The sequence below is a fragment of the Marinomonas mediterranea MMB-1 genome (genome assembly GCF_000192865.1).
GTDB classification, from domain to species: Bacteria; Pseudomonadota; Gammaproteobacteria; order Pseudomonadales; family Marinomonadaceae; genus Marinomonas; species Marinomonas mediterranea.
Map to the genome: position 1 here is coordinate 2,207,461 of NC_015276.1, position 22,480 is coordinate 2,229,940.

Consider the following 22,480-nt stretch of genomic DNA (forward strand, 5'->3'; position numbering starts at 1 on the left):
GATTTCCATGCTTAATCAGACACTTAAGCTTCTGTTAATGTTAGTGTGGCATTATAATTTCTACAAAAATTGGGTTTATTACAGGTTGTAAGTTGCTTTAAATTTAAAGCCGTATCGGCGGATTTCGATTGGGGAGCTTGGTTAAAACGTTCTTCATGACGCTAAACATTGGGAAGGGTGAATATATGCGAATATTGGTGGTTGAGGACGATGAATCTCTTGGCTCTGGATTATGCACTGCATTAGGTCAGGATGGTTACACTGTTGATTGGCTAAAAGACGGCTTACACGCGTCTCAAGCGCTTCAATCAGAGCATTTTGATTTAGTTATCCTTGACGTTGGTTTACCTCGAATGGACGGCTTTTCAGTATTGAAAAATATGCGGCTACTAAAATCTGAAATCCCAGTTTTGGTATTAACCGCGCGTGATGCTATAGAAGATAGAATTACGGGATTAGATGCCGGTGCAGACGACTATCTCGTCAAACCATTCGAAGTGGATGAACTGAAAGCACGAGTAAGAGCGCTGATTCGTCGAGCGTCGGGCAGAGCAAGTGCTCATATTGAGTATAAGAATATTCGTATTGAGCCGAACGCCCAGCAAGTCTTTATGGAAGATAAAGAAGTTACGTTAACCCGTCGAGAGTATTCGTTACTTGTTGAGTTGGTGAGCCATCCAGGGCATGTATTTACGCGTGATGTACTACAGCAATTACTTTATGGATGGGGAGATGATGTCGAAAGTAATACGCTTGAAGTTCATATTCATCATATACGTAAAAAACTTTTTTCCGGGCTTGTGAGAACTGTCAGAGGGGTGGGCTATATTGTCGATGCTGAATAATTTTTATCATGAAAGAGTCGCACCTCATTTACCAAGTTCAATAAAGAAACGTACCGTACTTTTTGTTATGTCGATCATTGGGTTCACTAGCCTAATAGTTGGTGTGATAGGAACCTATTTATCTGCACATGAAGTGGAAGAGCTATTTGATGCTCGGCTTGCTCAACAAGCACGTCAACTCGCACAAATGACCGATGTTGAAAACTTTAATGGTAAAACCACTGTGATTTATCCCGCCATGGTGCTTGAAGAAGATGAAGACGACGAGGATGAATCGGGATTAGAGTATGAAGGTAAATTGCACTACCAGCTCTTTGTCGATGATAAGCTGGTGGTTATTTCAGGCGATACGCAGCTTCAGCCTTATGAAATGGATGAGTATGGTTTTGGCAAAGCGGAAGCAAATGATCATCACTGGTATACCTTTTCTTTGACGATAGACAAAGGTGGTAAGAAGGTTTCTGTTGTAGTTGGCGAGCGCTCTGATATTAGAGGTGAAACGATTTCTCAGATAGCAGCCCAAGCTTTTTTCTCCAGTTTGGTTACCTTTCCTATCTTAGCGCTTTTGGTTTGGGGGGCGGTACGGCTTGGTTTAGACCCATTGAATCTATTGGTTCAGCGAATTAAAAAGCTTAATCCGCATAAACTTGAAGTCATCGAGATGGATGATATGCAAGAAGAGTTAACACCCATCCAAACCGCACTCAATACGCTGCTTAGCGAAATTGATCTTGTAATGGAGCGTGAGAAACGGTGGATAGCGGATGCGGCGCATGAATTGAGAACGCCGCTGGCGGTGTTGAAGTTGCATGCGCAAAATGCAAGCACAGCTGAGGACGCAGGCGTAAGAGCTGAGGCACTCGCTCAACTATCGCATGGCGTGGATAGAAGCTCTAGAATTGTTGAGCAGCTTCTCGCATCAGCTCGAGTAGAAAATCAACGAGTACAGTCCACTGTAGAAGATATTGATGTTCTAACTGTGACGCGTTCTGTTGTAGCTGGCTTGTACCCGATTGCTTGGGAGCGAAGTGTGACTTTAGAGCTGATCGAGTCACTTGATGTGTTGTCATATCCCATTTCCCAAGGGCATTTAGAAATCCTTCTACAGAACTTGGTTTCAAATGCCATTAAATTCTCTTATGACAACAGTACGATAGAGATTGGTTTAGAAATGATAGACACGACCCATTTTCAACTGTCTGTGATCGATGAAGGAGTTGGAGTCAGTTCCGAGAATCGAGAGCGACTATTAGAGAGATTTTTTAGATCAGGTGAGCAGGCGGGAGCAGGCCTAGGTTTGTCTATAGTGAAGTCTATTGTTGATATCTATGAAGCAGAGATTCGTATAGAAGATACGACTCCGCATGGTCTGAGTGTCTTTATATTGTTCAAACTAGACTAGGGAAGGCGTTAAAAGAGTCTGTCAATTATGTAAATGGAGCCTTGTGGCTCCATTTTTTGCACTAAAAATATATAAAATAATAAATGTATACATTTTTTCATTGCTCACCTATTATGTGTTGGTGCTTAATCCAATAAAACTATGGGGTAGTGGTATGAGAATCTTGAAAGACATAAGCGTAAGTGCCGTCTTAGCCGGGTTTGTTGCGGTTTTGGTTGGGTTTTCAAGTTCCGTTGCTATTGTCTTTCATGCCGCTGATGCGTTGATGTTGAGTGATAGTATTAAAATATCTTGGATCGTAGCACTTGGAATAGGCATGGCGACAACTGGGTTTTGTTTGTCTCTCTATTATAGAGCGCCAGTAGTGACGGCGTGGTCGACACCTGGTGCTGCTCTGCTAGCGACAAGTCTAGAGGGCGCAAGTTACCCCGAGGCGATTGGTGCGTTTATTTTCTCTGCACTACTCATGGTTCTAGTTGGCGTGACGGGCATGTTTAATCGTTTAGTGGCCTTGATTCCTTTACCTATCGCATGTGCGATGCTTGCAGGAATTCTTCTCCAGTTTGGTCTTTCCATATTTACGTCGTTACAATCAGAGATGCTAATGGTTGTTACAATGACACTCGGCTATTTATTGTCTAAAAAGGTCTACCCAAGGTACGCTATTCTAGTGGTTCTTTTTATTGGGTTTGCATATTTGGTACTCGATAATGATGTCGTGTTTAATAACCCAAGCTTTACAATAGGGGCATTGATATGGACCTCTCCAGAATGGAACCTTGGTGCGATATTAGGCGTGGGCCTGCCGCTTTTTCTAGTTACTATGTCCTCTCAGAATATTCCTGGGGCAGCGGTTTTAAAAGTAAATGGGTACCAAGTTCCCGCTTCGAGTTTAGTCGGGTGGACTGGAGTTGCATCAATGGTTTTAGCGCCGTTTGGTGGTTATGCCATTAGTTTGGCTGCTATTACGGCAGCGATTTGCACTGGTGATGAAAGCCACCCAGATAAGACTAAGCGTTATGTCGCAGGCCTATCAGCCGGACTCTTTTACTTATTGGCTGCCGTATTTGCATCTTCTATTGTTGTTTTATTCGCGAGCTTGCCAATCGAAATGGTGGCGGCATTAGCTGGATTAGCATTGCTTGGAACGATTGGTAACAATATAAGGACGGCATTGGACCCTGAAGAGACACGCGAAGCTGCGCTGATTACATTTTTAATGACCGCATCAGGCGCATCTCTTTTTGGTATTGCATCTGCGTTTTGGGGTATTGTCTTTGGTGTCATATGCTTAATAATTCAGAAAAAATGGCGTTAAGCGGTGGTATCCATTGAAGCTTGATCTAATCGATAGAATTAAATCCGATATTCTTGCTGGTGTCTTTGAGAGAGGCTTACCTATTCGACAACAATTCTTGTCCGAGCGATATGGCGTGAGTCGTATCCCTGTAAGAGACAGTCTTACACAACTAAAAGCTGAGGGGTGGCTTGTTAAAGCTGGTAAAGCGGGTGTGATGGTGCCCAATTTGGATGCTCAGGTCGCAGAAGACTTATATTGGATGCGTTCGATATTGGAGCCTAAATTGCTCAGCTTGGCATTTGCTAACATGACTCACGAGCAACTGGGAAAAGCGAAAGATACGAATTTATTATTGGATAACGACACGTTATTGCTGATAGAAAAGGGCAAGTTAAATTGGCAATTTCATGCTATTTTGTATGCCCCAGCTAATCGAGTCACTTTGTTTGAAACGGTTCAGCGTTTGAATATCCAGGCAATTCAGTATCTAGGGTTTCAATACGGACCGATGTCGTATCGCGACGTTAGTCAGCAAGAACATCAAGATATGCTACGGTTAATAGAGGAGCGCCAATATGATGAGGCTCAAGAATTACTAAGAGCTCACATACTTCAAGCTGGAATAAAATTGGTTGATTATTTAAAAGCTCTCTAAAGAGATATAAAAAGATAGGAAGATAAATCCTTTGGTTGATAGTTCGTTTCTAGCGGGGAAAAACACCCAAAAATCCCCTTACGCTAAAATGCGTGCTTTGGTTGCCGATGAGTTTGAAAACTCGCGTCAGTCAATTCGCAAGATGCTTGTTGCACTCGGTTTGGAGCAAGTCGATGTCATTTCGACGGGCAAAGGCGTTATCGATTCATGTCGCTCAAAAAAATACGATCTTATATTGTGTGATTTTCGGCTAGGTGGCAGTAAGAATGGCCAACAAGTCTTTGAAGAGTTGCGTGATTCAAAATTGCTAAAAAGTGATGCTATCTTCGTCATAATTTCAGCCGAAACCAGTCGTGATGTAGTAATGGGGATCATGGAATCGCAACCCGATGAATACCTAGGGAAGCCTTTTACTCAAGGCGTGCTTGAGAAACGCCTGCAAAGGCTTTTCAATCAGACTAAGGCCCTTTCCAAAATGAAAGTTTTCTTAGCGAACAATGATTATGAGAAGCTAGTGCCATTGTGCAAAGAGCATGTATCAGAAGAGGGAAGATATTCACCGTGGTGTAAAAAAGCCCTCATTGACGCTTATTTGGGGTTAGAGCGATGGCAGGAGCTTGAGGTGTTATGTAAAAGTGAGTTAGAAGTTCGTGATTATGATTGGGCTTGGCTTGGTCTTGCGAAACTGGCTATTGCAAGGAAGCAGTGGGATGAGGCAATCAAACACCTTGAGCACGTATTAAAGTTGTTCCCGCAAGCTATAGCAGGGTATGACTTGCTGGCAGAATGTTTCAAAGAAAAAGGCAAGTTGCCAGAAGCTCAAAAAGTGCTGGAAGATGCTTTAAGTATTTCTCCCAGAATACATAAACGCCAACGAGATATGGCGGTTGTGAGTATGGAAAATGGCGATGTTCAATCTGCGTTGAAGGCTAGTCAACATACTTTAAAGCTCGCGGTTAACTCGATACACGAAAACCCAGATGACTATATTAGGTTGGCAGATGCGCTCACTGAAAGTGTTCAGTCCACCGATAATGCTAGTGAAAGAAAACGGTTCAGTAATGAAGCTTTGTCTACTTTAGGTCAAGTATCCAAACGCTACACTGCTGATGATAAAGTGCGTCTGCGTAAGACATTGGCTGAAAGTCGTTTGTATGCATCTCAAGGTAATGTAGTCCTAAGAGATAAATGTTTGCAAAATGCCAGTGAGCAAATGAAGGAAAATCCTAGCTTAGGTGAGCCTGAAGTGGTGCTGGAGTTGGGTAAGTCGTTATATATGGCTGGGCAGGAAGATGAGTCTCAACAGCTACTATCCGCGTTGATAGAGTCGGACGATGCCGCCCCGTCGTTAAAACAGCTTGCTTCTGATTTCTTGGATGAGCCAGTATCGACGACCAGTCGAGCAAAAGCTAAAGACCTCAATAAGGTGGCGTTGGAAAACTATGCTAAGAAGGACTACCTCGCAGCGGTAGAGGCGTTTAAAGAGGCGTTAGAGTATTCGCCCCGACATCCGGGGTTAAACTTAAATTTGGTTCAAAGTTTGTTGAGACAAATGGAAAATGTTTCGAAAAGCAAAGCAATCGTTCATGAATGTATTAAAGCGCTAAAGCGAGTCGAGCATATTTCGGCTGGTCACAAGCAGCATAAACGTTATGAAGGCCTTAAGAATCTTGTAGGGCAATATGAGGCGAAGTTATGAAGGGAAAAACGTTAACACAAGAGTCGAGCTTATCTTATCCTGCTTTTCGAGAAGTGTTGCCTGCTTCTGTCAATGATATGAAAAACTCTTTAAGTCTCGTCTTGCAAACATTGGACCTCATACAGGAGGACGCGACAAACGGTATCGACTTGAACGCGTTGGCGATGGTCCAGTATGAAGCAACTCGAATGCAGAATACGCTTACGGAACTACAAAATTTCTATTTGTTTGAAAGGGACCTGCTGACCATTCAGATGAATGAAAGCTATGTGGTAGACATCGTAGAAGAACAGGTTGCTGCCAATGCGACGCTATGGAAAACGAAAAATATACAGGTCGATGTCGCTGGAGATGAAGACCTATGCGCCTATATCGACGCTAGCCTTGTGTCGAGTGTTATTAACATAGGGTTGGTGAACGCCAGTAGATACACGCGTGATCGAGTTAACGTTCAGGTGGAGCAAGTTGAGGGCTCTGTATTGATTGCGATTGATGACAATGGCGATGGTTATCCCGATTTTATTCTTGAGAAGTTTTCGAACTTACTTGCTGGGGATCAAGCATCTGAAACAAGTGCGCAAGCGTTGGCTTGGTACTATTGCAATGCAATTATGGAAATACATAAGAACCACGATCTAAAAGGTAGGATTGATTTGAGTAACTCTAGCTCTCTTGAAGGCGGTCGTTTCGAAATATACCTCCCTTAGAAAAGGAGATGTTATGTGTCTGGACAGGTGAACTATTGTGTCTAAATACTAAAAGAGACTCTATGTGTAGGGACGGGCAAAAATACGGACGTATGTGCTCTTCTATTGAGGTAAGAAAATTGACAATTTAGCACCGCCTAAATACGTTGAGCTACCTTTTTCGATGTAGCCTTCTTTCTCTGACTTAACGTGAGCTTTAGCGGATAATTCGGCAAAATAGAGGCCTAGGCCAGTATTTGCTTCGAATAATAACTCGTCTTCTTGCAGGTCTTTATGATCGAATCCTTTTCCATCATCTTCAATCGCAATTTCTAAAAAGCCGTTACTTAATTGCGCCGAAATCTGGATTTTACTCTGAGCAAACCTTAATGCGTTGTATACACCCGTACTTACAACAGCTGTGAGCAATCGTTCGTCAAATGCAGCGACAAGGTCGTCGTCTGTGCTATAGGAGAGTTCAAGCTTTTTGGCGTTGGCAGACTGGGTTAGCGCGAAGACCTGATCGTCAAGAAACTCATCTAAAGAGCAGAAATCGCAATGTAGTTCATACCCCTCAGAAGCAAGCTTGTAAAGATATAAATATTCGACCCATTCGTCATTGAGCTGTTTTAGACCTTCTTCCAGTTTTTCAACTTGCTGTTTGCCTGAGTCCGAGCTTACGACGTCTTTTATACTTTGAAGCTGATAGAGTAGTGTGCCAACTTGGTTTTTGCTTTCATGAATGGCGCTCGCCAAAATGGTGCTGATATCTATCTTTTTCATGACGCTCTACCTTAGAACAAGTTGCTGAATTTTTGTTTGAATTCGTTGTCCGGCTCGGACGCCATACCACTTTCTGCTTCGTGCCTCCACATTTCTAGAAGCTGCTTCGCTGTTTTTTCGTCACCGTTTGCATTATATAGCGACACTTCTGATTGATAAGTGTGAGCTCTTACTGTGGGATCTTCAAAGAATTGTTGGTGTATTTTCTTTAACGTCGCATTAAAGTTATCTCGTTGTCGTGGCGTAAACTCTCCTGCCTCTGCAATCGCAACGATAGAGCGTAAGTGATCAACGTAAACATCCGCGTCATTGAAACAGGAGTTCTTTGCAAGAAATACTGCACGTCTAAAGGACATCTCTGCGGTTGTACTATCGTCGACGGTCATGCTTAACTTACCGAGCTCTATTTGCCTCAATAAGTTTTTCGGTGAGCGCATTACTGCATCGACCAAAACCGACTGAGCTTCTTCTAGGTCACCTCTTTTTACGAGTGTTTTGGCGAGCCAGTCATAGGAATTAACGAAGAATTTATTGTCTAGCATCAATTGTCTAAAACCAGATTCGGCTTTATCAAGTCGCTCGAGGTAATAGTTCGCTTTAGCTTTGCCAAATAGAGCCCAGGGCATTTTGCGTTCTTTAAGGTGGCTGTCAAAGACGCTGAGTGCTTCTTTGTATCGCTCTAGCGTTAGCAAGCAATCACCAATAATTCGACCACATTTACTCGCTAATGAAGGATGATTTGTTGCAACCTTGTTGGCTTCGACAATCGCCTTTGCGTAATCTTTGGCGTCTAATGCGACGTTTACGTCTCTCAGCTTATCTTTCATGGCAATGAGCTTACTTAAGCGGCGCTGAAGAGTTGCTTGGGAAAAAGGTTTTGTAATGTAGCCATCTGGCTGATATTCAATGGCGCCCATTACCATTTCAATTGATGTCTCAGCAGTGACCATAAGGTAGGTTGAGGTGTTTTTTATAAGATGTGAATACCTGACTTCTTCAAGGAGCTGTTGACCATCCTTGCCTTTTCCTAAATTATAGTCGGATAGAATAATATCGTATTTATGACTTTTCAGGAGCTCAATAGCTGTCTCTGCCTTCATAGCGATATCGATAGATTTAAAGCCAAAATCAGTCAGCATTTTTTTCTGCATGATTCTGGCTTCGGCCATATCTTCGATTAACAGAGCTTTCTTTTTAGAAAAGTCTTCTGGGTTCATAACACATTCTCACTACAACTTACTAAAGGAATGATCTGTTTTGCTGAACAACAAGGTCTTCCGAAAATATTTCATCTTCTTCTGAAGTTTGCTGGGGAATTGCGTAACTCTCATTTGCCCATTCACCAAGATCAATTAACTTACAGCGATCACTGCAAAACGGTCTATTTTGGTTTTTTGTAGACCAAGGGGATTTCGTTCCGCAGGTAGGGCAGGCTATTCGCGGTGTAGATTCACTACTGCTCATGTAAGGTCTCTAGAATTTTTATATGTACATGTTTCACTTTATCACCCAAGGCTCCTGTTTTTCCAGTATTTTTAATAATGTAGTCTGCTTTTGCGTCCCTGTCAGATTGCGAATACTGAACATCCATTATTTTTCGAACTTGTGCAACGGTTTGATTGTCACGTTTAGTTACTCGTTCAACTTGAATAGCCCCTGGAACACTGATCGAAATAACAGCATCGCAGAGTGATTCTTGTCCTTTCTCAAATAAAAGAGGGTGGACTAGAACTGCATAAATCGAGCCTACTGCCGCTAATTTTTGTTGAATAAGTGCTCTTATCGCCGGATGTGTGATGGACTCTAGCCAGAGTCGTTCATCATTGTTTGAAAAAATAATATCTCTTAGCTTTGTTCGATTTAAACCGCCTTGTTCGTCGATGATGTCGGAGCCAAAGTGATCTTGTATTAGTTGTAAGGTTGGCGAATTTGCTGACACGACTTCACGCGCGACATCGTCAGCATCTACGGTCTCTATTCCCAGCTTATTAAACTCTAATGCAATGGTGCTTTTTCCCGAACCGATACCGCCAGTAAGGCCAATAATAGGAGGAGTCATTAAGTTAACCTTAAATAATAAAATAGACTAATAGAAGATATTACTAAAAATGGACCAAATGGAATTCTTGTTGACCGCGTTGCCCTTATTATCAAGGCGCCAATCATGCCTAAGGAGGCAGCAAACATAATGACATAAGGGAGGTTGGAAAACCCTAACCAAGCGCCAATGGCAGCCAATAGCTTTGCGTCTCCTAATCCAATCGCTTCTATTTGTCGAAAGTGCAGATAAAAAAGTCTTAAAAAATACACTAATGCGTACCCACAAATAAGGCCAAGCACGTTATCTGCTAAAGGTTGTGCGTTAAGCAAAAGAGCGACAAACGAGCTAGCTATTATCATTAGGGAGCATTCATCCGGTATCCATTTGTTTTCAATGTCTATGACGGCCGCAATGAATAGACTTAAAAATATGAGAAATAGGGACGCGAATTGCAAGGGGGATGACGTAAGTAAAATGAGTGGGAATGAGATCACTGCAAAACTAATCTCAATCAGAAGATATCTCGGCGAAATAGGGCTTTCGCAATGTCGGCAACGGCCCTTGTGAAGGATGAAGCTTAGAACAGGGATTAGGTCTAAAAAACCTAACGTGTGATTGCATTTTGGACAAATTGATCTACCTGAAGTGAAAGAGGGTGGTGTATCGATGTCACTCTCTAAGGTTTTGTGTGCAGAGCTCGTGTCACGAGAAGACTCCAAAATATGTTTCGCTTCGAGCTGCCACTCTCTTTCGCTGCGAAGAGGGAAGCGCCATGTAAAACTACTCACCGCACTTCCTATAATGAATACAAAAACTGTGTAGAGTATTGGTAGTGCGACGTTAATATCCAATGGGTTTTGCTTCCAAAAGAGGGCTGTATATTTCTAAAATCGTAAAACCGACTAAACAACCAGCGACTAATAGACAAAGAACAGGCATCGTTTTCGTTATACATGATAATAAGGATACACAGCGCTGCGAGTTATATTCGTAGCCTCTTATAAGGGCTTTTTCTATCTTTTCTCCCGTTCTAGAACTTGAGATTATACTATAACCATCTGAATCGAACCATGTTTTGGGAAGCGCTCTTTGTATCTTGATACCTAATCGAATATTTAGTTCAAAACTCAACGCTTGTGCGATGAGTTGTGGTGATCTTAGATTGTGTCGAGCGGATTTTATTGCTAGGTGAGTCGGTATTCCTGATTTGACTAAATGCAAACTTAGTTGGAAAAGATTTTTTAATTGAAGTGCCTTAGAGTGGCGCTCGAGTAGGTTAAGCAGTGTGCCATTTTTTGCACATATCGCAATGGCGGTTTGTATTAGGGTGATGGTCGCCCAACTTATGAGCACCAATGGTATTGTTGATCTGTCGGGATTAGTGTTCACCATCAAGGCGTTTAGCGCGAGTAGCATAAACGATGCTTGTACGACGAAAAATGGGTAAAGCAGTGATTTTGTCAGTGATTTACTTAACTCAATGGAACTCGCCAATTCGCTAATTGCTGCTTCTATCATCGTCAATGTGACTTCATGAGTCGAGTCATCAATAAGATAATTTGTATAGTAATGCAGTCGTTGATCACACATCGAGGCGATAGACTCTTTAAGTGAAGTCCCTTCTTGTATTTTTATGAGTATCACTTCTATTGAGTACGAGCTCTTGTCTTGCTGGCGTTGAGATATCAAAGAGTCTTTGATTGATAGCCCTTGTTTGCAGTCTAGAGATATTTGCTGTAACAAATTATAAAACGCCTTTGTTGATAACTTGCGAAGTTTCAAAACTAGATAACGGTTGGGAAGGCGTCTATTTTTGACCGCATGTTTTTTAACGTCGCGAGAGCTTTCGAACCATCGAATGTAATAGTTGCGATCAATAGTGTTATTCGTTTCTATATTGTCTTGTGTTTCCTCAGTAAGGTTAGAGTAAGCAGGTTGTTCATTTGACAATACTTTATACCACGCCATGTTTACTGCTCACCTCGCTTAGCTACTGTTTTGCCCTCGTTAATTTTCCATAAGTGCATATTCTGATGCATTGCGTCGTAGCTGGAAGGCATTGTTGTCCAAGCGGGTGATAATGTGCTGAATATAGGGTTCGCAGCGCTTTGCTGGTATGTCATGAACTGATGGACAATGATGTTTAACGAGCTGGCAAATGAAAAGTAGTCAACATTCCAATGCTTGAATCGGTGAATAACATCAATGGCAGAATTCGCATGAATGGTGGCAAGAACTAGGTGTCCGGTGAGCGCAGCAGATACCGCAAGGTCTGCGCTCTCTGCATCTCTTAGTTCTCCGATCATAATAATATCGGGATCTTGTCGGAGAAGGGACTTTAGTATTCTTTTGCTGTCTTGTTGAATTTTTAAGTTCGGTTCGCATTGAAATGCGCCGGGGATTGGATATTCAGCAGGGTCTTCAATAGTAAAAATCGATTTCTCGCCACCGTTAACGTGTTGTAAGCAAGAGTATAGAGTGGTTGTTTTCCCTGCTCCGGTTGATCCACAAACTAAGCACAGCCCCGAATGCAAGGTGGTCGCTTTGATGAGTGAGTTTTGTTGTGCATTGGTGAGTCCAAGTTCGGCGATTGGCTTAAGCGACTTTTGCGGCAGGAGTCGTAATGCGGCTTTCTCTCCTCGTGTTGTGGCCAAGATGCTTACTCGAACGGGAATTTCCTCCCCATCATGAGAAAATATGAATTGGCCTTCTTGAATCTTTTTTGTTTCAGACGTTTCTAAGTTCGAGAGTACCTTAATGCGGTTGATTAGATTTAGTGTCTTTACAGTATGTGCAGCTTCACGGAGAACTCCGCTAATACGCCTTTGAATAACCATGTTGGTTTTCAGTGAATGTATATGGATGTCCGTAGCACCCAACTGAAGTGACTCGGAGAGTAAATGTTCGAGTGTCATGGTTTACTCCTCGTCAACTGAAGTGGCGGATACGCAGTAACTTGGTGTGATTGTGGCGTCTAAGTTACTCGTACAGTTCCATTGCCCAGCGGCACTTTTCGTAAGCTTAATATAACTGCCTGTATTGATGCTTAGGTTGTTGTTCAAAGAGAGGGTAATTGTCCCTGATATTCCATTGATATCGCTTACCGAATATGAATTTAACAGATCAGATGAGCTATTTGTTACGTACTGATTGAGAATGGCTTTGGTAGGAAATGAGGTTTTATGGATCTGATATTCGTCGACCGCAGACTGTAGTTGTCCTCCGTACGTTTCTATTTCGACTAATTTTGCTTTCGTTATGTGGCGTTGTAGAGATGGTGCAGTTGCTGAAGCCAGTATTGCTATGATGGCAATCACCACCATAAGTTCGATGAGTGTGAAGCCTTTTTGAGTGCGATAAGGGGTATTTCTCATTTCTTCCTCCATGAAGAATATGAATTTAAAGTCGCTTTAATTAAATCAAATTCCGTATGATTTTAGTTAGCAATGGGATGTTTTTGATAGGCCTGTTACGCTAGGCGATAGCGGAAAACACGCTCTGGTTGCCAGTGTAACTATTTTCATAGGCAGATAACAGAGTCTGATTTGAATTTACTTGTGTGGCTTTAGAAGAATCGATTGTATTACCAGATTGTGCTGGTTCTTCTGAGTTGGACTTGCCAGCCTCAGAATCATTTTCTCCAGATTTAACCGTCTCACTTCCAGAGCTTGTTTCTGTAGTGCTCTTGGCAATATCTGCTTTAGCTTCGGCTATATTAGACTGCGCTTCTCTCGCGACATTTTGATCAGCGGCGGAAGGTTCAGCTGGTGCAAGAGCTGCTCGGTATACTTGCTCCATTTTTGCAATGGTTGCCTCTGGATCGCCAGAAACTTTACCAACATCAATCTGAACTTCACCATCTACAGCATACCTTTGTCCATCTGGGCCTTGTTCATATGAATATTGCGGAGAGCCTGCATATTGTCCACCAACACTGGCGTGAGCTTGTTCATGGGTAACAACCTCATCATGTCGGTCTTGAAGTTTTTCTACTTGCTGCTGTTCTTCTTCAGACAGTTCATTTGGGGAGCTGTCATCGGATGACTCTGCTTGTTCGGTAGAATCTGACTCCTTGCTTGAGTCAATAGTGGGCTCGTCTTCTACATTGTTACTTTCTTGACGAGCAGCATCATCACTGAAAGCCTGTTGGGATTCTTCGGACAGTGTGACAGAGTAATCGCTCGCCGCTCTTAATCCAATTGAATCCTCAGTATCAACACTATTGCTAGACACAGCAACACCTTCCTGGCGTGAGGAATAGGCTGAATATGACTCAATGGAGAGAGATACACTACCTGACATAAAAAATCCGAATTTAAGCTTATTCTAATTTTAAACCAGAGATGATTTTTTATCCAGTCTTAGTGTCGTTCTGGCTTGGAAGGTGGTCTCTATAGAAAGCGGGGGCAAAATGAAAAAGCGAGCCAGTAAATAGTAAGAAACGATTTATTGTCTCGCTTTTTAGGAGGTGTTTAGTCAAAGCTCGTTTTGGTTAACTTGCTAGTTCGCTTTTGCTTCAGCTTGGCCTGCTTGAATGGCTGTGATTGCAATGGTGTAGACAATATCGTCTACCAGTGCTCCGCGAGACAAGTCGTTCACAGGTTTTCTGATGCCTTGTAGCATCGGACCAATACTGACAACATCTGCGCTTCGCTGTACCGCTTTATAGGTCGTGTTTCCGGTGTTCAAATCCGGGAATACGAAGACCGTTGCTTTACCCGCAACTTTGCTATTTGGCGCTTTTTGCTTAGCTACTTTTTCCATGATGGCTGCATCGTACTGGAGCGGTCCGTCGATCAAAATGTCAGGGCGTTTCTCTTGCGCTAAACGTGTTGCCTCTCTTACTTTGTCAACGTCGTTACCACTGCCAGACCCACCTGTACTGTAACTAATCATTGCCACTTTAGGCGTGATGCCGAATGCCGACGCTGAATCAGCACTCTGAATGGCGATTTCAGCGAGTTGCTCAGCCGTTGGATCTGGGTTGATGGCACAGTCACCGTAAACAAGTACCTGATCGGGCAGACACATAAAGAATACAGAAGAAACCAAAGAGGCGTCAGGAGATGTCTTAACAAGCTGAAGGGCAGGGCGAATGGTGTTTGCTGTCGTGTGAACTGCGCCAGATACCAAACCATCGACGTCGTTTTCCTGAAGCATCATGGTACCGAGGACGACATTATCTTCGAGTTGCTCCAAAGCAACAATGTCAGTTAGTCCTCTGTGCTTACGGATATCGACCATAGGCGAGACGTAATGTTCACGAATGGTCGTGGGCTCAATGATCTCGACCCCGTTGCCTATTTCTATGCCGTTGTTTTGAGCGTTGCGCAGAATTTCTGCTTTATTGCCTAGCAGAACAGGTCTTGCAATCCCTCGTTCAGCACAAATAGACGCTGCTTCAATGGTTCTAATTTCTTCGCCTTCAGGCAGCACAATACGCTTGTTAAGTTCACGAGCCGTTTCAATAAGGCGGTATCGAAAGGCTGGAGGTGAAAGTTTGCGTTCTTCTTGGTTGCGGGCAAATGAGTTGATCCAATCGTGATCGATACAGCGTGCAATGTGCTCTTTTACCAGAAGGATTCGGTCTTTGTCATCTAGCGGGATTTCTTTGTTGAAAGACTGCATGTTAATTGCAGTATCCCAGCTGTTTGAGTCTACTGATAAAACAGGTAGGCCTTTCGCCATGGCCTTGCCGCACAGTTGCATGAGAGATTCGCTAGGCTGGTATCCACCCGTTAATACAAGCGCTGCGATTTTCGTGTCGTTAAGTGCAGCGATTGCTGTCGCCATTATGATATCGGTTCGGTCGCCAGGCGTAAAAACAAGCACGCCAGGTTGAAGGGCTTCAAGCATGTTTTCAACGCCGCGAGCACACAAAGTGTACGATTGCACTCTGCGGGTTTCGATTTCTCCAGCGTTTATGATGCGAGCATCAAGGTAATCAGCTACGTCTTGTACTCGAGGGTAAGTCAGCTCTTCTGCGGTAGGGATTTGACCTAGCAGTTTGAAGTTGCGTTTAAAAATGCTGCGCTGTGCGAATGAATCCCCATAGGATTTGGCACCCAGTGATCCGGGTGTCGTCTTGTTAAGGATGCATCCAATCACGTCAGCCGCTTTGATGCCACCATAAGAGCCTGCTGCAATTTCCACATGGTGTTCTAGCTCTTTAACGCGCATCTTGTTTGGCGCTGTAACGAGTACTAAGTCGGCATCAAGTGTTTTTGCGATCGCTTTATTTAAGCGTGTTGCATATGGGTGGCCCGGTATTTGGGCAAGGCCTTCGACGATGACCGTTGAATCGGGTTCAATGCTGTCTTGGAAGCGACCTACGACTTCTTCCATCAGTTCGTCGATGTTGTCGTTGTATAAATAACGTTCAGCTTCTTGTAGTGGTATAGATTCGGCTGTCGTCAGTGTGGACCCTTGAGCGACCATTGCCGCAGATCGGTCTGGGCCTTCATCGCCAGGTTGAGGCTGCGCGATGGGCTTGAAAAAGCTCGCTTTTAGTCCTTGTTGTTCTAGCGCACGTACGAGGCCAACGGAAACAGAGGTAAGTCCAACTCCGGGACCTGTTGGTACTGTCATTAATACATTTATAGGCATTTTTTTGTCGTCCCCAAAAAATTAGTGCGCTTGTTGAATTAAACTGATTGTGTCCATTGCAATCATGAGTTCTTCGTTTGTTGGAAGAATCCAAACCTTAACATTTGCGTCTTCTTCTGATATCACACTGACGTCGCCTCTTGGAGCGTTGTCATTTTTATCAGCATCAATCGTAATATTTAATGTGCGCAATGATTCGCAAATCTTTCCGCGCAAGTAATTAGAGTTTTCTCCTATCCCACCAGTAAAGACTAAGTGGTCTAAGCTGTCTAATGTTGTTGCAACGCTTGCGAGGTTCTTTGCTGCACGTGATGCAAACATATCCAAAGCGAGTGTTGCTCTTTCATCGCCTGCAAAGGCGGCATCTTCTAAGGTACGGCAGTCACTTGATATTTCCGAAATACCTAGTAAACCACTTTTTTTGTTTAAGAGGTTGATAGCGTCATCACCGCTGATGTTTTCGGCGTGGCTGATGAACGAAACTAAGCTTGGGTCAACACTGCCTGATCGAGTCCCCATCATAAGGCCATCGAGTGGTGTCATGCCCATACTTGTGTCGGTTGCTTTGCCGTTTTGAATGGCACACGTCGATGCGCCGTTACCTAAATGCGCAACAATGATGCCTTGCTTAGTGCTTTCTGGCTCAAGCTGCGCCAATTCTTGGGAAATAAAACGGTAACTTGTTCCATGGAAACCATACTTTCTAAAGTGATGGTTTCTGTACATTTCCATAGGGATGGCGTAGAGGTATTGGTCTAACTCTAATGTCTGATGGAATGCAGTATCAAATACAGCTACTTGTGGGAGACCTGTAAAAAGATTCTGAGCTTCTCGGATGCCTTTGATGTGAGCTGGGTTATGAAGAGGCGCAAAATGCGCGCAATCTTCAATTCCTTTGATCACATCTTCATCAATAACGGCAGAAGAGCTGAATGTCTCGCCGCCATGCACAACTCGGTGACCGATTCCAACGATAGCGTCGCGAATGTCTACTCGCTGATCCAGCCAATTTTTAATTTCAGTCACGGCTTCGTGGTGGCTTCCTTCCGACAGAGAGATGGTTTCTTTTTTTCCTTCAAACTTGAAGGAAATGGTGCTGCCATCAATCCCGAGTCTATCTCCAATGCCTTCAACTAATACGGTGTTGTCTGGTGTTGACATAACGGCAAATTTTAAGGATGAACTACCGCAGTTTATGACAAGTACGTTGTTATTCATGCGGGCTCCTTACTTACTCGCAAAGATAAATCGATTGCTTGAACATGTTTTGTCAGCGCTCCGACCGAAATATAATCGACGCCAGTTGCTGCGACCGCTTGAATGTGTTCATTAGTCATATTGCCGGACGCTTCAAATCGGACTTGCCCTTTGTAGGTTTCAACCGCTTGTTTCATGTCTTCTAGACTGAAATTATCTAACATAATTATATCGGCGCCTGCATGAACGGCTTGACGAACTTCGTCCAAACTTTCAGTCTCGACTTCAATGGTTTTTCCAGGAGCTATTTGAGCGGCTTTGGCGATGGCGTTGCCAATTGAACCTGCTGCCATAATGTGATTTTCTTTAATTAAAAAAGCGTCATATAAGCCAACTCTATGATTAGAGGCTCCACCAACCTTTACTGCGTATTTTTGTGCTAGACGAAATCCCGGTATTGTTTTTCGTGTGTCGAGGATGGAGAGCTTTTGCCCTTCTACCAGCATCGAATATTGTCGCGATACGGTTGCTGTGTAGGATAATGTTTGAAGGAAATTTAATGCTGTGCGCTCGCCTGTTAAAATGCTTCGCGCGTTTCCTGATAATGTTAGAAAAGGAGTGTTTGGCGCTAACTCATCACCTTCTGAGAAGTGCCACTCTAGAGACACGCTTTGATCTAATTGCTGAAATACTTCATTCACCCAAGGTATTCCGCACAATACGGCTTTCTCTCGTGATATCACGGTAGCAGAAAAGGTATTTTCTTCTGGTATTAGTTGTGCAGTGATGTCGCCAGTTTGAATGTCTTCATTTAGGGCTTCTTTTACCTGTGCTATGAGGCTTTCTTTGAGCTGCGCATCCAAAGATGTCATTTTGGCTCCGTATTTTACTAAGTAACAAAAAAGCGTATTGTAACTTCATATTTCTGTTTCGTCAGTTAAGATTAAGTTTCTAAAGTGCGAAAAGTGTTATGAGATCATTAATATCATTAATATCATTGATTTTTTTGCTTGATATCAAAAGAGGTAGAGATGGAATTACTGTTTTTTCTTGCAGCGATACTCATTAGGGTTATGTTTAGCTCTTCGCCGATGACCTTTTCAATCTACGAAAAAGCGTCGGGTGTTATTTCGGATAAATTTGATATCAAGGGAGTAGGGGCTGAGGTCGTTGTCTTGATTGGTGTGTTAGCGCTTATTTCTGTTTTTGGTGAATGGTTCGGGGCTTGGATAGTCGATTTATTGGCAGGAGTCGTTTTTATATGGTGCTTCTTGTCGTGGGGACAGTTTGATTTATGGACTAAAACGCACACGGTGTCATCGAGTGAGCGAGGTGAGCTGATCGCCTTAATAAATCAATTTGGCGATGAGCACGTTGATGACAAAGGGCAGCCTCTTTCTGCATTACAAAGCAAACTTCAAATCAAAACACTAAACTATTACTTTTTATCTGTGTTCGTGCTTTTATTTTGTTATCTCTTTTTGGGGTTGTTTGGTTTGTTGCTGTACGTCTTTTTGTATGCGGTGCCGACACAGGAAAACAGTCTGTTTAAAGATGCCATGAAAAAGATTGTTGAGTGCCCGGCGGCCCTTCTAACAACCTTTCCTACTGCTGTCTCTGGCAGTTTTAGTGCGGTCATTCAAGAATGTAAGCAGTTTCAATTTTCAGAGTTAATAGATGGTCGAGGTGTCTTTATTGGTAACGTGATTGCAGCGGCAGGCGAGGCTGAAAAGGGAGAGGGCGCGTTTGAAGAGTTTAGAACACTGTTGATTCGCGCCGTATACGTTATCTTATTCTGTTACTCTGTCTATGTTGTTTTGTGATAAATATTTTTAGGTTGTACGTTAAAGTAGACTTTAATAGTAGATGATGGTCTGGTGATAGGCTGGTTGACGTGCAACTACGTTAGGTTCGCTTTATCGAGAGTCTGATTGGTTTTCTTAATTTTATCTTTAGTGTCAATTGTCAGGTCTTAGGTTGTTTATTATTTGTGCGCAAGTGGTAAATAATAACTTCCAAAAGTCTTTGTGGAGGCGACTATTGATACAGATTACTAGGCGTTTTGAATTTTAGGTGTTAACCTAGCGCTCGAAATTTCTATGTTAAAACAAAGGAAAAAACAACCAAAACGTTGTTTCTAATGGCTATAGAGAGAGAAGAACAACGTGAGCAAGGAGCTCTAAATCGATCAATTTTGTTGGTTGAATACTTGGTTGGGACGTAACTGTGAAGGCAGGTATTTCGTACAACGTTATACAAAGCTGTCTGAGCTCAATCGGCTTTAACCGAAAGCCAAAATACGGAAGCAAGCTATAAACCTAATTAGGGTGGTCTCGTTTGCCTTTGAAAAAATTAATAATAAAAATATCTTAGGTGAAACGAACGAGTCTTTATTTTGCGATGGGTGAGGTGTCTATCAGATGCATATCGCAGCAGTCTCTAGGCCTGAATGCATGTTAAGCGTGCTTCTAGACATAGCTTGTTTAAATCGCTCATATATCTAGCTACAAGCTTGAAATGTGAGTTTGAAGTTCTGTTCTAATAGCGGGGTTATTAAAACTATGACGGAGCAGCATATCCTCAACGATATCGATCCGATCGAAACTAAAGAGTGGGTTGATGCACTCGATTCTGTCCTTCGTGAAGAAGGTCCTGAGCGTGCACAATACATCTTGGATCGTTTGACCAAAGAGGCTGCGAAAGCAGGCACACCAATGCCAGCCTCAATTACAACGTCTTACAAGAACACGATAGCGCCACATGAAGAAAAGCCGCTACCAGGTGACTTGTTTATGGAGCGTCGTATTCGTTCCATTATACGTTGGAACGCATTGGCAATGGTAATGAAGGCCAACCGCGTAGATTCCACACTTGGTGGACACATCACTAGTTTCTCTTCTGCCGCAACTCTATATGATATTGGCTTTAACCACTTTTTCCGTGGTTCCAGTGATAAACAAGAAGCGGATATGGTATTTTTCCAAGGCCATATCGCACCTGGCATATACGCTCGCTCATACATTGAAGGTCGCTTGACCGACGAGCAGTTGGATAATTTCCGTCGTGAAGTCGATGGTAAAGGTCTTTCATCGTATCCGCACCCTTGGTTGATGCCCGATTATTGGCAGTTCCCAACCGTTTCAATGGGACTTGGCCCACTACAAGCCATATATCAAGCCCATGTTCTTAAATATCAACATAGCCGCGGCTTAATTGACCATGGTGACCGTAAAGTTTGGGCGTTCCTTGGTGATGGTGAGTGTGATGAGCCAGAATCATTGGGAGCTATCGCTCTTGCGGGGCGTGAAAACCTTGACAACCTGATTTTCGTTATTAACTGTAACCTTCAGCGTTTAGATGGTCCAGTGCGTGGTAATGGCAAAATCGTTCAGGAACTTGAAGGCGTATTTCGTGGCGCTGGCTGGAACGTTGTTAAGTGTTTATGGGGCCGTCACTGGGATCCGTTGTTTGAAAAAGACGATAAGGGTCTTTTGGTTAAGCGTATGGATGAAGTTTGTGATGGCGAACTTCAGAACTATAAAGCTAACGGCGGCGCTTACACGCGTAAACACTTCTTTGGTAAATACCCTGAGTTGCTAGAAATGGTTAAGGATATGTCTGATGACGACATTATGAACCTTAATCGTGGTGGCCATGACCCATACAAAGTTTACGCTGCTTATAAAGAAGCGACTTCTCATAAAGGTCAACCTACCGTTGTCTTGGCACAAACTGTCAAGGGTTACGGCATGTTTAAGGCTGCTGAAGCGCAAAACACTGCGCACCAAACGAAAAAACTGGATGAAGAGTCTTTGGCTCAGTTCCGTGATAAGTTTGGTATCCCAATCAGTGATGAAGAGCTGAAAAATTTACCGTATTACCGTCCAGCTGAAGACAGCCCTGAAATGAAGTACTTGCGTTCACGCCGTGCTGAACTTCATGGTGATTTCCCTGTTCGCCGCAAAGACTGTGAAGCGCTTGAGGTGCCTTCTCTTGAAGCATTTAAAGCGCAAATTGCTGGCACCAAAGGTCGTGAGATCTCAACGACTATGGCGTTCGTGCGTGCATTGAATGTGATGGTGAAAGACAAGCAAATTGGTCCTCGTGTCGTACCAATTCTTGCCGATGAAGCGCGTACTTTTGGTATGGAAGGCATGTTCCGTCAGTTGGGTATTTACTCTTCTGAAGGTCAGCGTTACACGCCACATGATCATACTCAGATCATGTACTATAAAGAATCTCACGATGGTCAGATTCTACAAGAAGGGATCAACGAAGCGGGTGCTTTCTCTTCTTGGTTGGCGTTAGCTACGTCTTACAGTAACAGTAATCTACCTATGATTCCTGTTTACATCTACTACTCCATGTTTGGTTTCCAGCGTATTGGTGACTTGGCGTGGGCGGCAGGTGACTCTCAGGCGCGCGGTTTCTTGATCGGTGCAACTGCAGGTCGTACAACGCTAAACGGCGAAGGTCTTCAGCATGAAGACGGTCACTCACACATCATGGCTGGTACGATTCCAAACTGTGTGTCTTATGATCCGACTTACTCTTACGAAGTAGCTGTTATCGTTCAAGATGGCTTGCGCCGTATGTACAAAGAGAAAGAGAGCGTTTTCTATTACCTAACCGTAATGAATGAAAACTATGCGCATGAAGATATGCCAGAAGGTGTTGAAGACGGCATCATAAAAGGCATGTATAAGCTGAAGTCGCAGGCCAAAAAGGGTAATAAGCTTTTTGCTCAGCTACTTGGTGCTGGTGTTATCTTGCGTGAAGTTGAAGCTGCTGCTGAAATATTGGCAGAAGAGTTTGGTGTTGATTCTGATATTTGGAGTGTTACTTCGTTCAATGAATTGCGTCGTGAAGGTTTGGATGCAACTCGTTGGAATATGCTGCACCCAACAGAAGAAAAGCGTGTTTCTTACGTTGAAGAGTGTTTAGCTGGTAAAGGCCCTGTTGTTGCGTCTACTGACCATATTAAATTGTACGCAGATCAGATTCGCCCATTCATTGGCTCTACATACAACGTACTTGGTACTGACGGCTTTGGTCGTAGTGACACACGTGAAAAACTTCGCCACTTTTTTGAGATAAATCGCTACTGGGTTGTTGTTTCGACTCTTGAAGCGTTAGCGAAAGATGGTGAGATTGAAGCGTCTGTGGTTGCAGAAGCCATTGTTAAGTTTGGTCTGGATCCTAATAAGCCAAACCCTGTAACTGTATAAGTTGCAACATAATTAGGGATCAAGTTTGTGGTTATTCT

At 43.2% G+C, this 22,480-nt stretch carries 20 protein-coding genes; 8 read left to right on the plus strand and 12 right to left on the minus strand.

The features are described 5' to 3' along the window. Window positions 1-185 precede the first annotated feature (185 nt). The 6 genes from MARME_RS10165 to MARME_RS10190 all read left to right on the plus strand — a co-directional run bounded on the left by MARME_RS10165 (window position 186) and on the right by MARME_RS10190 (window position 6,608). Window positions 186-845 (plus strand): response regulator, encoded by a 660-nt coding sequence (locus MARME_RS10165; RefSeq protein ID WP_013661175.1) that lies wholly within the window; start codon window positions 186-188, stop codon window positions 843-845. Continuing rightward, window positions 835-2,247 carry an ATP-binding protein gene (locus MARME_RS10170; protein ID WP_013661176.1) on the plus strand — a complete coding sequence of 471 codons (1,413 nt, stop codon included), beginning with the start codon at window positions 835-837 and terminating at the stop codon, window positions 2,245-2,247. The genes MARME_RS10165 and MARME_RS10170 overlap by 11 nt, the downstream gene beginning before the upstream one ends. A 154-nt stretch (window positions 2,248-2,401) precedes the next feature. After that, entirely contained in the window at window positions 2,402-3,565 is a 1,164-nt protein-coding gene (locus tag MARME_RS10175; protein WP_041647875.1) for a benzoate/H(+) symporter BenE family transporter, read from the plus strand. Window positions 3,566-3,578: 13 nt separating this feature from the next. Next, the gene (locus MARME_RS10180) at window positions 3,579-4,202 is read left to right on the plus strand and encodes a GntR family transcriptional regulator (RefSeq protein WP_013661178.1); all 624 of its coding nucleotides are present in this window, start codon (window positions 3,579-3,581) and stop codon (window positions 4,200-4,202) included. A gap of 31 nt (window positions 4,203-4,233) precedes the next feature. Further along, complete coding sequence (locus MARME_RS10185; protein WP_013661179.1) at window positions 4,234-5,901, plus strand: response regulator; 1,668 nt, start codon at window positions 4,234-4,236, stop codon at window positions 5,899-5,901. Next, window positions 5,898-6,608, plus strand: coding sequence for a sensor histidine kinase (locus MARME_RS10190; RefSeq protein ID WP_013661180.1), 711 nt, complete (start codon window positions 5,898-5,900; stop codon window positions 6,606-6,608). Before MARME_RS10185 ends, MARME_RS10190 begins: the two co-directional genes overlap by 4 nt. A gap of 102 nt (window positions 6,609-6,710) precedes the next feature. Here the strand turns inward: MARME_RS10190 and MARME_RS10195 are convergent, their stop codons facing one another. The 12 genes from MARME_RS10195 to nadC form a co-directional block, all read right to left on the minus strand. Beyond that, on the minus strand, window positions 6,711-7,370 hold the full coding sequence (locus MARME_RS10195; protein WP_013661181.1) for a sensor histidine kinase: 660 nt from the start codon (window positions 7,368-7,370) through the stop codon (window positions 6,711-6,713). 11 nt (window positions 7,371-7,381) lie between these two features. Continuing rightward, a complete protein-coding gene (locus tag MARME_RS10200) occupies window positions 7,382-8,587 on the minus strand; it encodes a response regulator (protein WP_013661182.1) in 1,206 nt (401 codons plus the stop codon). A gap of 22 nt (window positions 8,588-8,609) precedes the next feature. Further along, entirely contained in the window at window positions 8,610-8,834 is a 225-nt protein-coding gene (gene yacG / locus MARME_RS21850) for a DNA gyrase inhibitor YacG (RefSeq protein ID WP_013661183.1), read from the minus strand. Next, on the minus strand, window positions 8,824-9,429 hold the full coding sequence (gene coaE, locus MARME_RS10210; protein WP_013661184.1) for a dephospho-CoA kinase: 606 nt from the start codon (window positions 9,427-9,429) through the stop codon (window positions 8,824-8,826). The genes yacG and coaE overlap by 11 nt, the downstream gene beginning before the upstream one ends. Next, window positions 9,429-10,262 carry a prepilin peptidase gene (locus tag MARME_RS22865; protein WP_083799765.1) on the minus strand — a complete coding sequence of 278 codons (834 nt, stop codon included), beginning with the start codon at window positions 10,260-10,262 and terminating at the stop codon, window positions 9,429-9,431. Before MARME_RS22865 ends, coaE begins: the two co-directional genes overlap by 1 nt. After that, window positions 10,252-11,379, minus strand: coding sequence for a hypothetical protein (locus tag MARME_RS10220; protein WP_013661186.1), 1,128 nt, complete (start codon window positions 11,377-11,379; stop codon window positions 10,252-10,254). Before MARME_RS10220 ends, MARME_RS22865 begins: the two co-directional genes overlap by 11 nt. A gap of 2 nt (window positions 11,380-11,381) precedes the next feature. Further along, window positions 11,382-12,326: a GspE/PulE family protein gene (locus MARME_RS10225; protein WP_013661187.1), complete on the minus strand. Its 945-nt coding sequence runs from the start codon at window positions 12,324-12,326 to the stop codon at window positions 11,382-11,384. 3 nt (window positions 12,327-12,329) lie between these two features. Then, complete coding sequence (locus MARME_RS10230; RefSeq protein ID WP_013661188.1) at window positions 12,330-12,785, minus strand: pilin; 456 nt, start codon at window positions 12,783-12,785, stop codon at window positions 12,330-12,332. A gap of 100 nt (window positions 12,786-12,885) precedes the next feature. Continuing rightward, the gene (locus MARME_RS10235) at window positions 12,886-13,713 is read right to left on the minus strand and encodes a putative metalloprotease CJM1_0395 family protein (protein WP_013661189.1); all 828 of its coding nucleotides are present in this window, start codon (window positions 13,711-13,713) and stop codon (window positions 12,886-12,888) included. Window positions 13,714-13,911: 198 nt separating this feature from the next. Then, window positions 13,912-16,017 carry a phosphate acetyltransferase gene (gene pta, locus MARME_RS10240; protein WP_013661190.1) on the minus strand — a complete coding sequence of 702 codons (2,106 nt, stop codon included), beginning with the start codon at window positions 16,015-16,017 and terminating at the stop codon, window positions 13,912-13,914. A 21-nt stretch (window positions 16,018-16,038) separates the two neighbouring features. Continuing rightward, a complete protein-coding gene (locus MARME_RS10245) occupies window positions 16,039-17,235 on the minus strand; it encodes an acetate/propionate family kinase (RefSeq protein WP_013661191.1) in 1,197 nt (398 codons plus the stop codon). Further along, a complete protein-coding gene (gene nadC / locus MARME_RS10250) occupies window positions 17,232-18,086 on the minus strand; it encodes a carboxylating nicotinate-nucleotide diphosphorylase (protein WP_013661192.1) in 855 nt (284 codons plus the stop codon). The genes MARME_RS10245 and nadC overlap by 4 nt, the downstream gene beginning before the upstream one ends. 159 nt (window positions 18,087-18,245) lie before the next feature. On the opposite strand from nadC, the gene MARME_RS10255 reads away from it, so the two are divergent. Continuing rightward, entirely contained in the window at window positions 18,246-19,037 is a 792-nt protein-coding gene (locus MARME_RS10255) for a hypothetical protein (RefSeq protein ID WP_013661193.1), read from the plus strand. 738 nt (window positions 19,038-19,775) lie between these two features. Continuing rightward, a complete protein-coding gene (gene aceE / locus MARME_RS10260) occupies window positions 19,776-22,442 on the plus strand; it encodes a pyruvate dehydrogenase (acetyl-transferring), homodimeric type (protein WP_013661194.1) in 2,667 nt (888 codons plus the stop codon). Window positions 22,443-22,480: the final 38 nt, after the last annotated feature.

What these genes read in the sequence shown, in the direction of transcription:
- nadC (WP_013661192.1), bottom strand. Translation starts at nt 18,086, where the DNA reads ATGACATCTTTGGATGCGCAGCTCAAAGAAAGCCTCATAGCACAGGTA.
- MARME_RS10190 (WP_013661180.1), top strand. Translation starts at nt 5,898, where the DNA reads ATGAAGGGAAAAACGTTAACACAAGAGTCGAGCTTATCTTATCCTGCT.
- coaE (WP_013661184.1), bottom strand. Translation starts at nt 9,429, where the DNA reads ATGACTCCTCCTATTATTGGCCTTACTGGCGGTATCGGTTCGGGAAAA.
- pta (WP_013661190.1), bottom strand. Translation starts at nt 16,017, where the DNA reads ATGCCTATAAATGTATTAATGACAGTACCAACAGGTCCCGGAGTTGGA.
- aceE (WP_013661194.1), top strand. Translation starts at nt 19,776, where the DNA reads ATGACGGAGCAGCATATCCTCAACGATATCGATCCGATCGAAACTAAA.
- MARME_RS10220 (WP_013661186.1), bottom strand. Translation starts at nt 11,379, where the DNA reads ATGGCGTGGTATAAAGTATTGTCAAATGAACAACCTGCTTACTCTAAC.
- MARME_RS10245 (WP_013661191.1), bottom strand. Translation starts at nt 17,235, where the DNA reads ATGAATAACAACGTACTTGTCATAAACTGCGGTAGTTCATCCTTAAAA.
- MARME_RS10195 (WP_013661181.1), bottom strand. Translation starts at nt 7,370, where the DNA reads ATGAAAAAGATAGATATCAGCACCATTTTGGCGAGCGCCATTCATGAA.
- MARME_RS10200 (WP_013661182.1), bottom strand. Translation starts at nt 8,587, where the DNA reads ATGAACCCAGAAGACTTTTCTAAAAAGAAAGCTCTGTTAATCGAAGAT.
- MARME_RS10175 (WP_041647875.1), top strand. Translation starts at nt 2,402, where the DNA reads ATGAGAATCTTGAAAGACATAAGCGTAAGTGCCGTCTTAGCCGGGTTT.
- MARME_RS10235 (WP_013661189.1), bottom strand. Translation starts at nt 13,713, where the DNA reads ATGTCAGGTAGTGTATCTCTCTCCATTGAGTCATATTCAGCCTATTCC.
- MARME_RS10165 (WP_013661175.1), top strand. Translation starts at nt 186, where the DNA reads ATGCGAATATTGGTGGTTGAGGACGATGAATCTCTTGGCTCTGGATTA.
- yacG (WP_013661183.1), bottom strand. Translation starts at nt 8,834, where the DNA reads ATGAGCAGTAGTGAATCTACACCGCGAATAGCCTGCCCTACCTGCGGA.
- MARME_RS10170 (WP_013661176.1), top strand. Translation starts at nt 835, where the DNA reads ATGCTGAATAATTTTTATCATGAAAGAGTCGCACCTCATTTACCAAGT.
- MARME_RS10255 (WP_013661193.1), top strand. Translation starts at nt 18,246, where the DNA reads ATGGAATTACTGTTTTTTCTTGCAGCGATACTCATTAGGGTTATGTTT.
- MARME_RS10225 (WP_013661187.1), bottom strand. Translation starts at nt 12,326, where the DNA reads ATGACACTCGAACATTTACTCTCCGAGTCACTTCAGTTGGGTGCTACG.
- MARME_RS10230 (WP_013661188.1), bottom strand. Translation starts at nt 12,785, where the DNA reads ATGAGAAATACCCCTTATCGCACTCAAAAAGGCTTCACACTCATCGAA.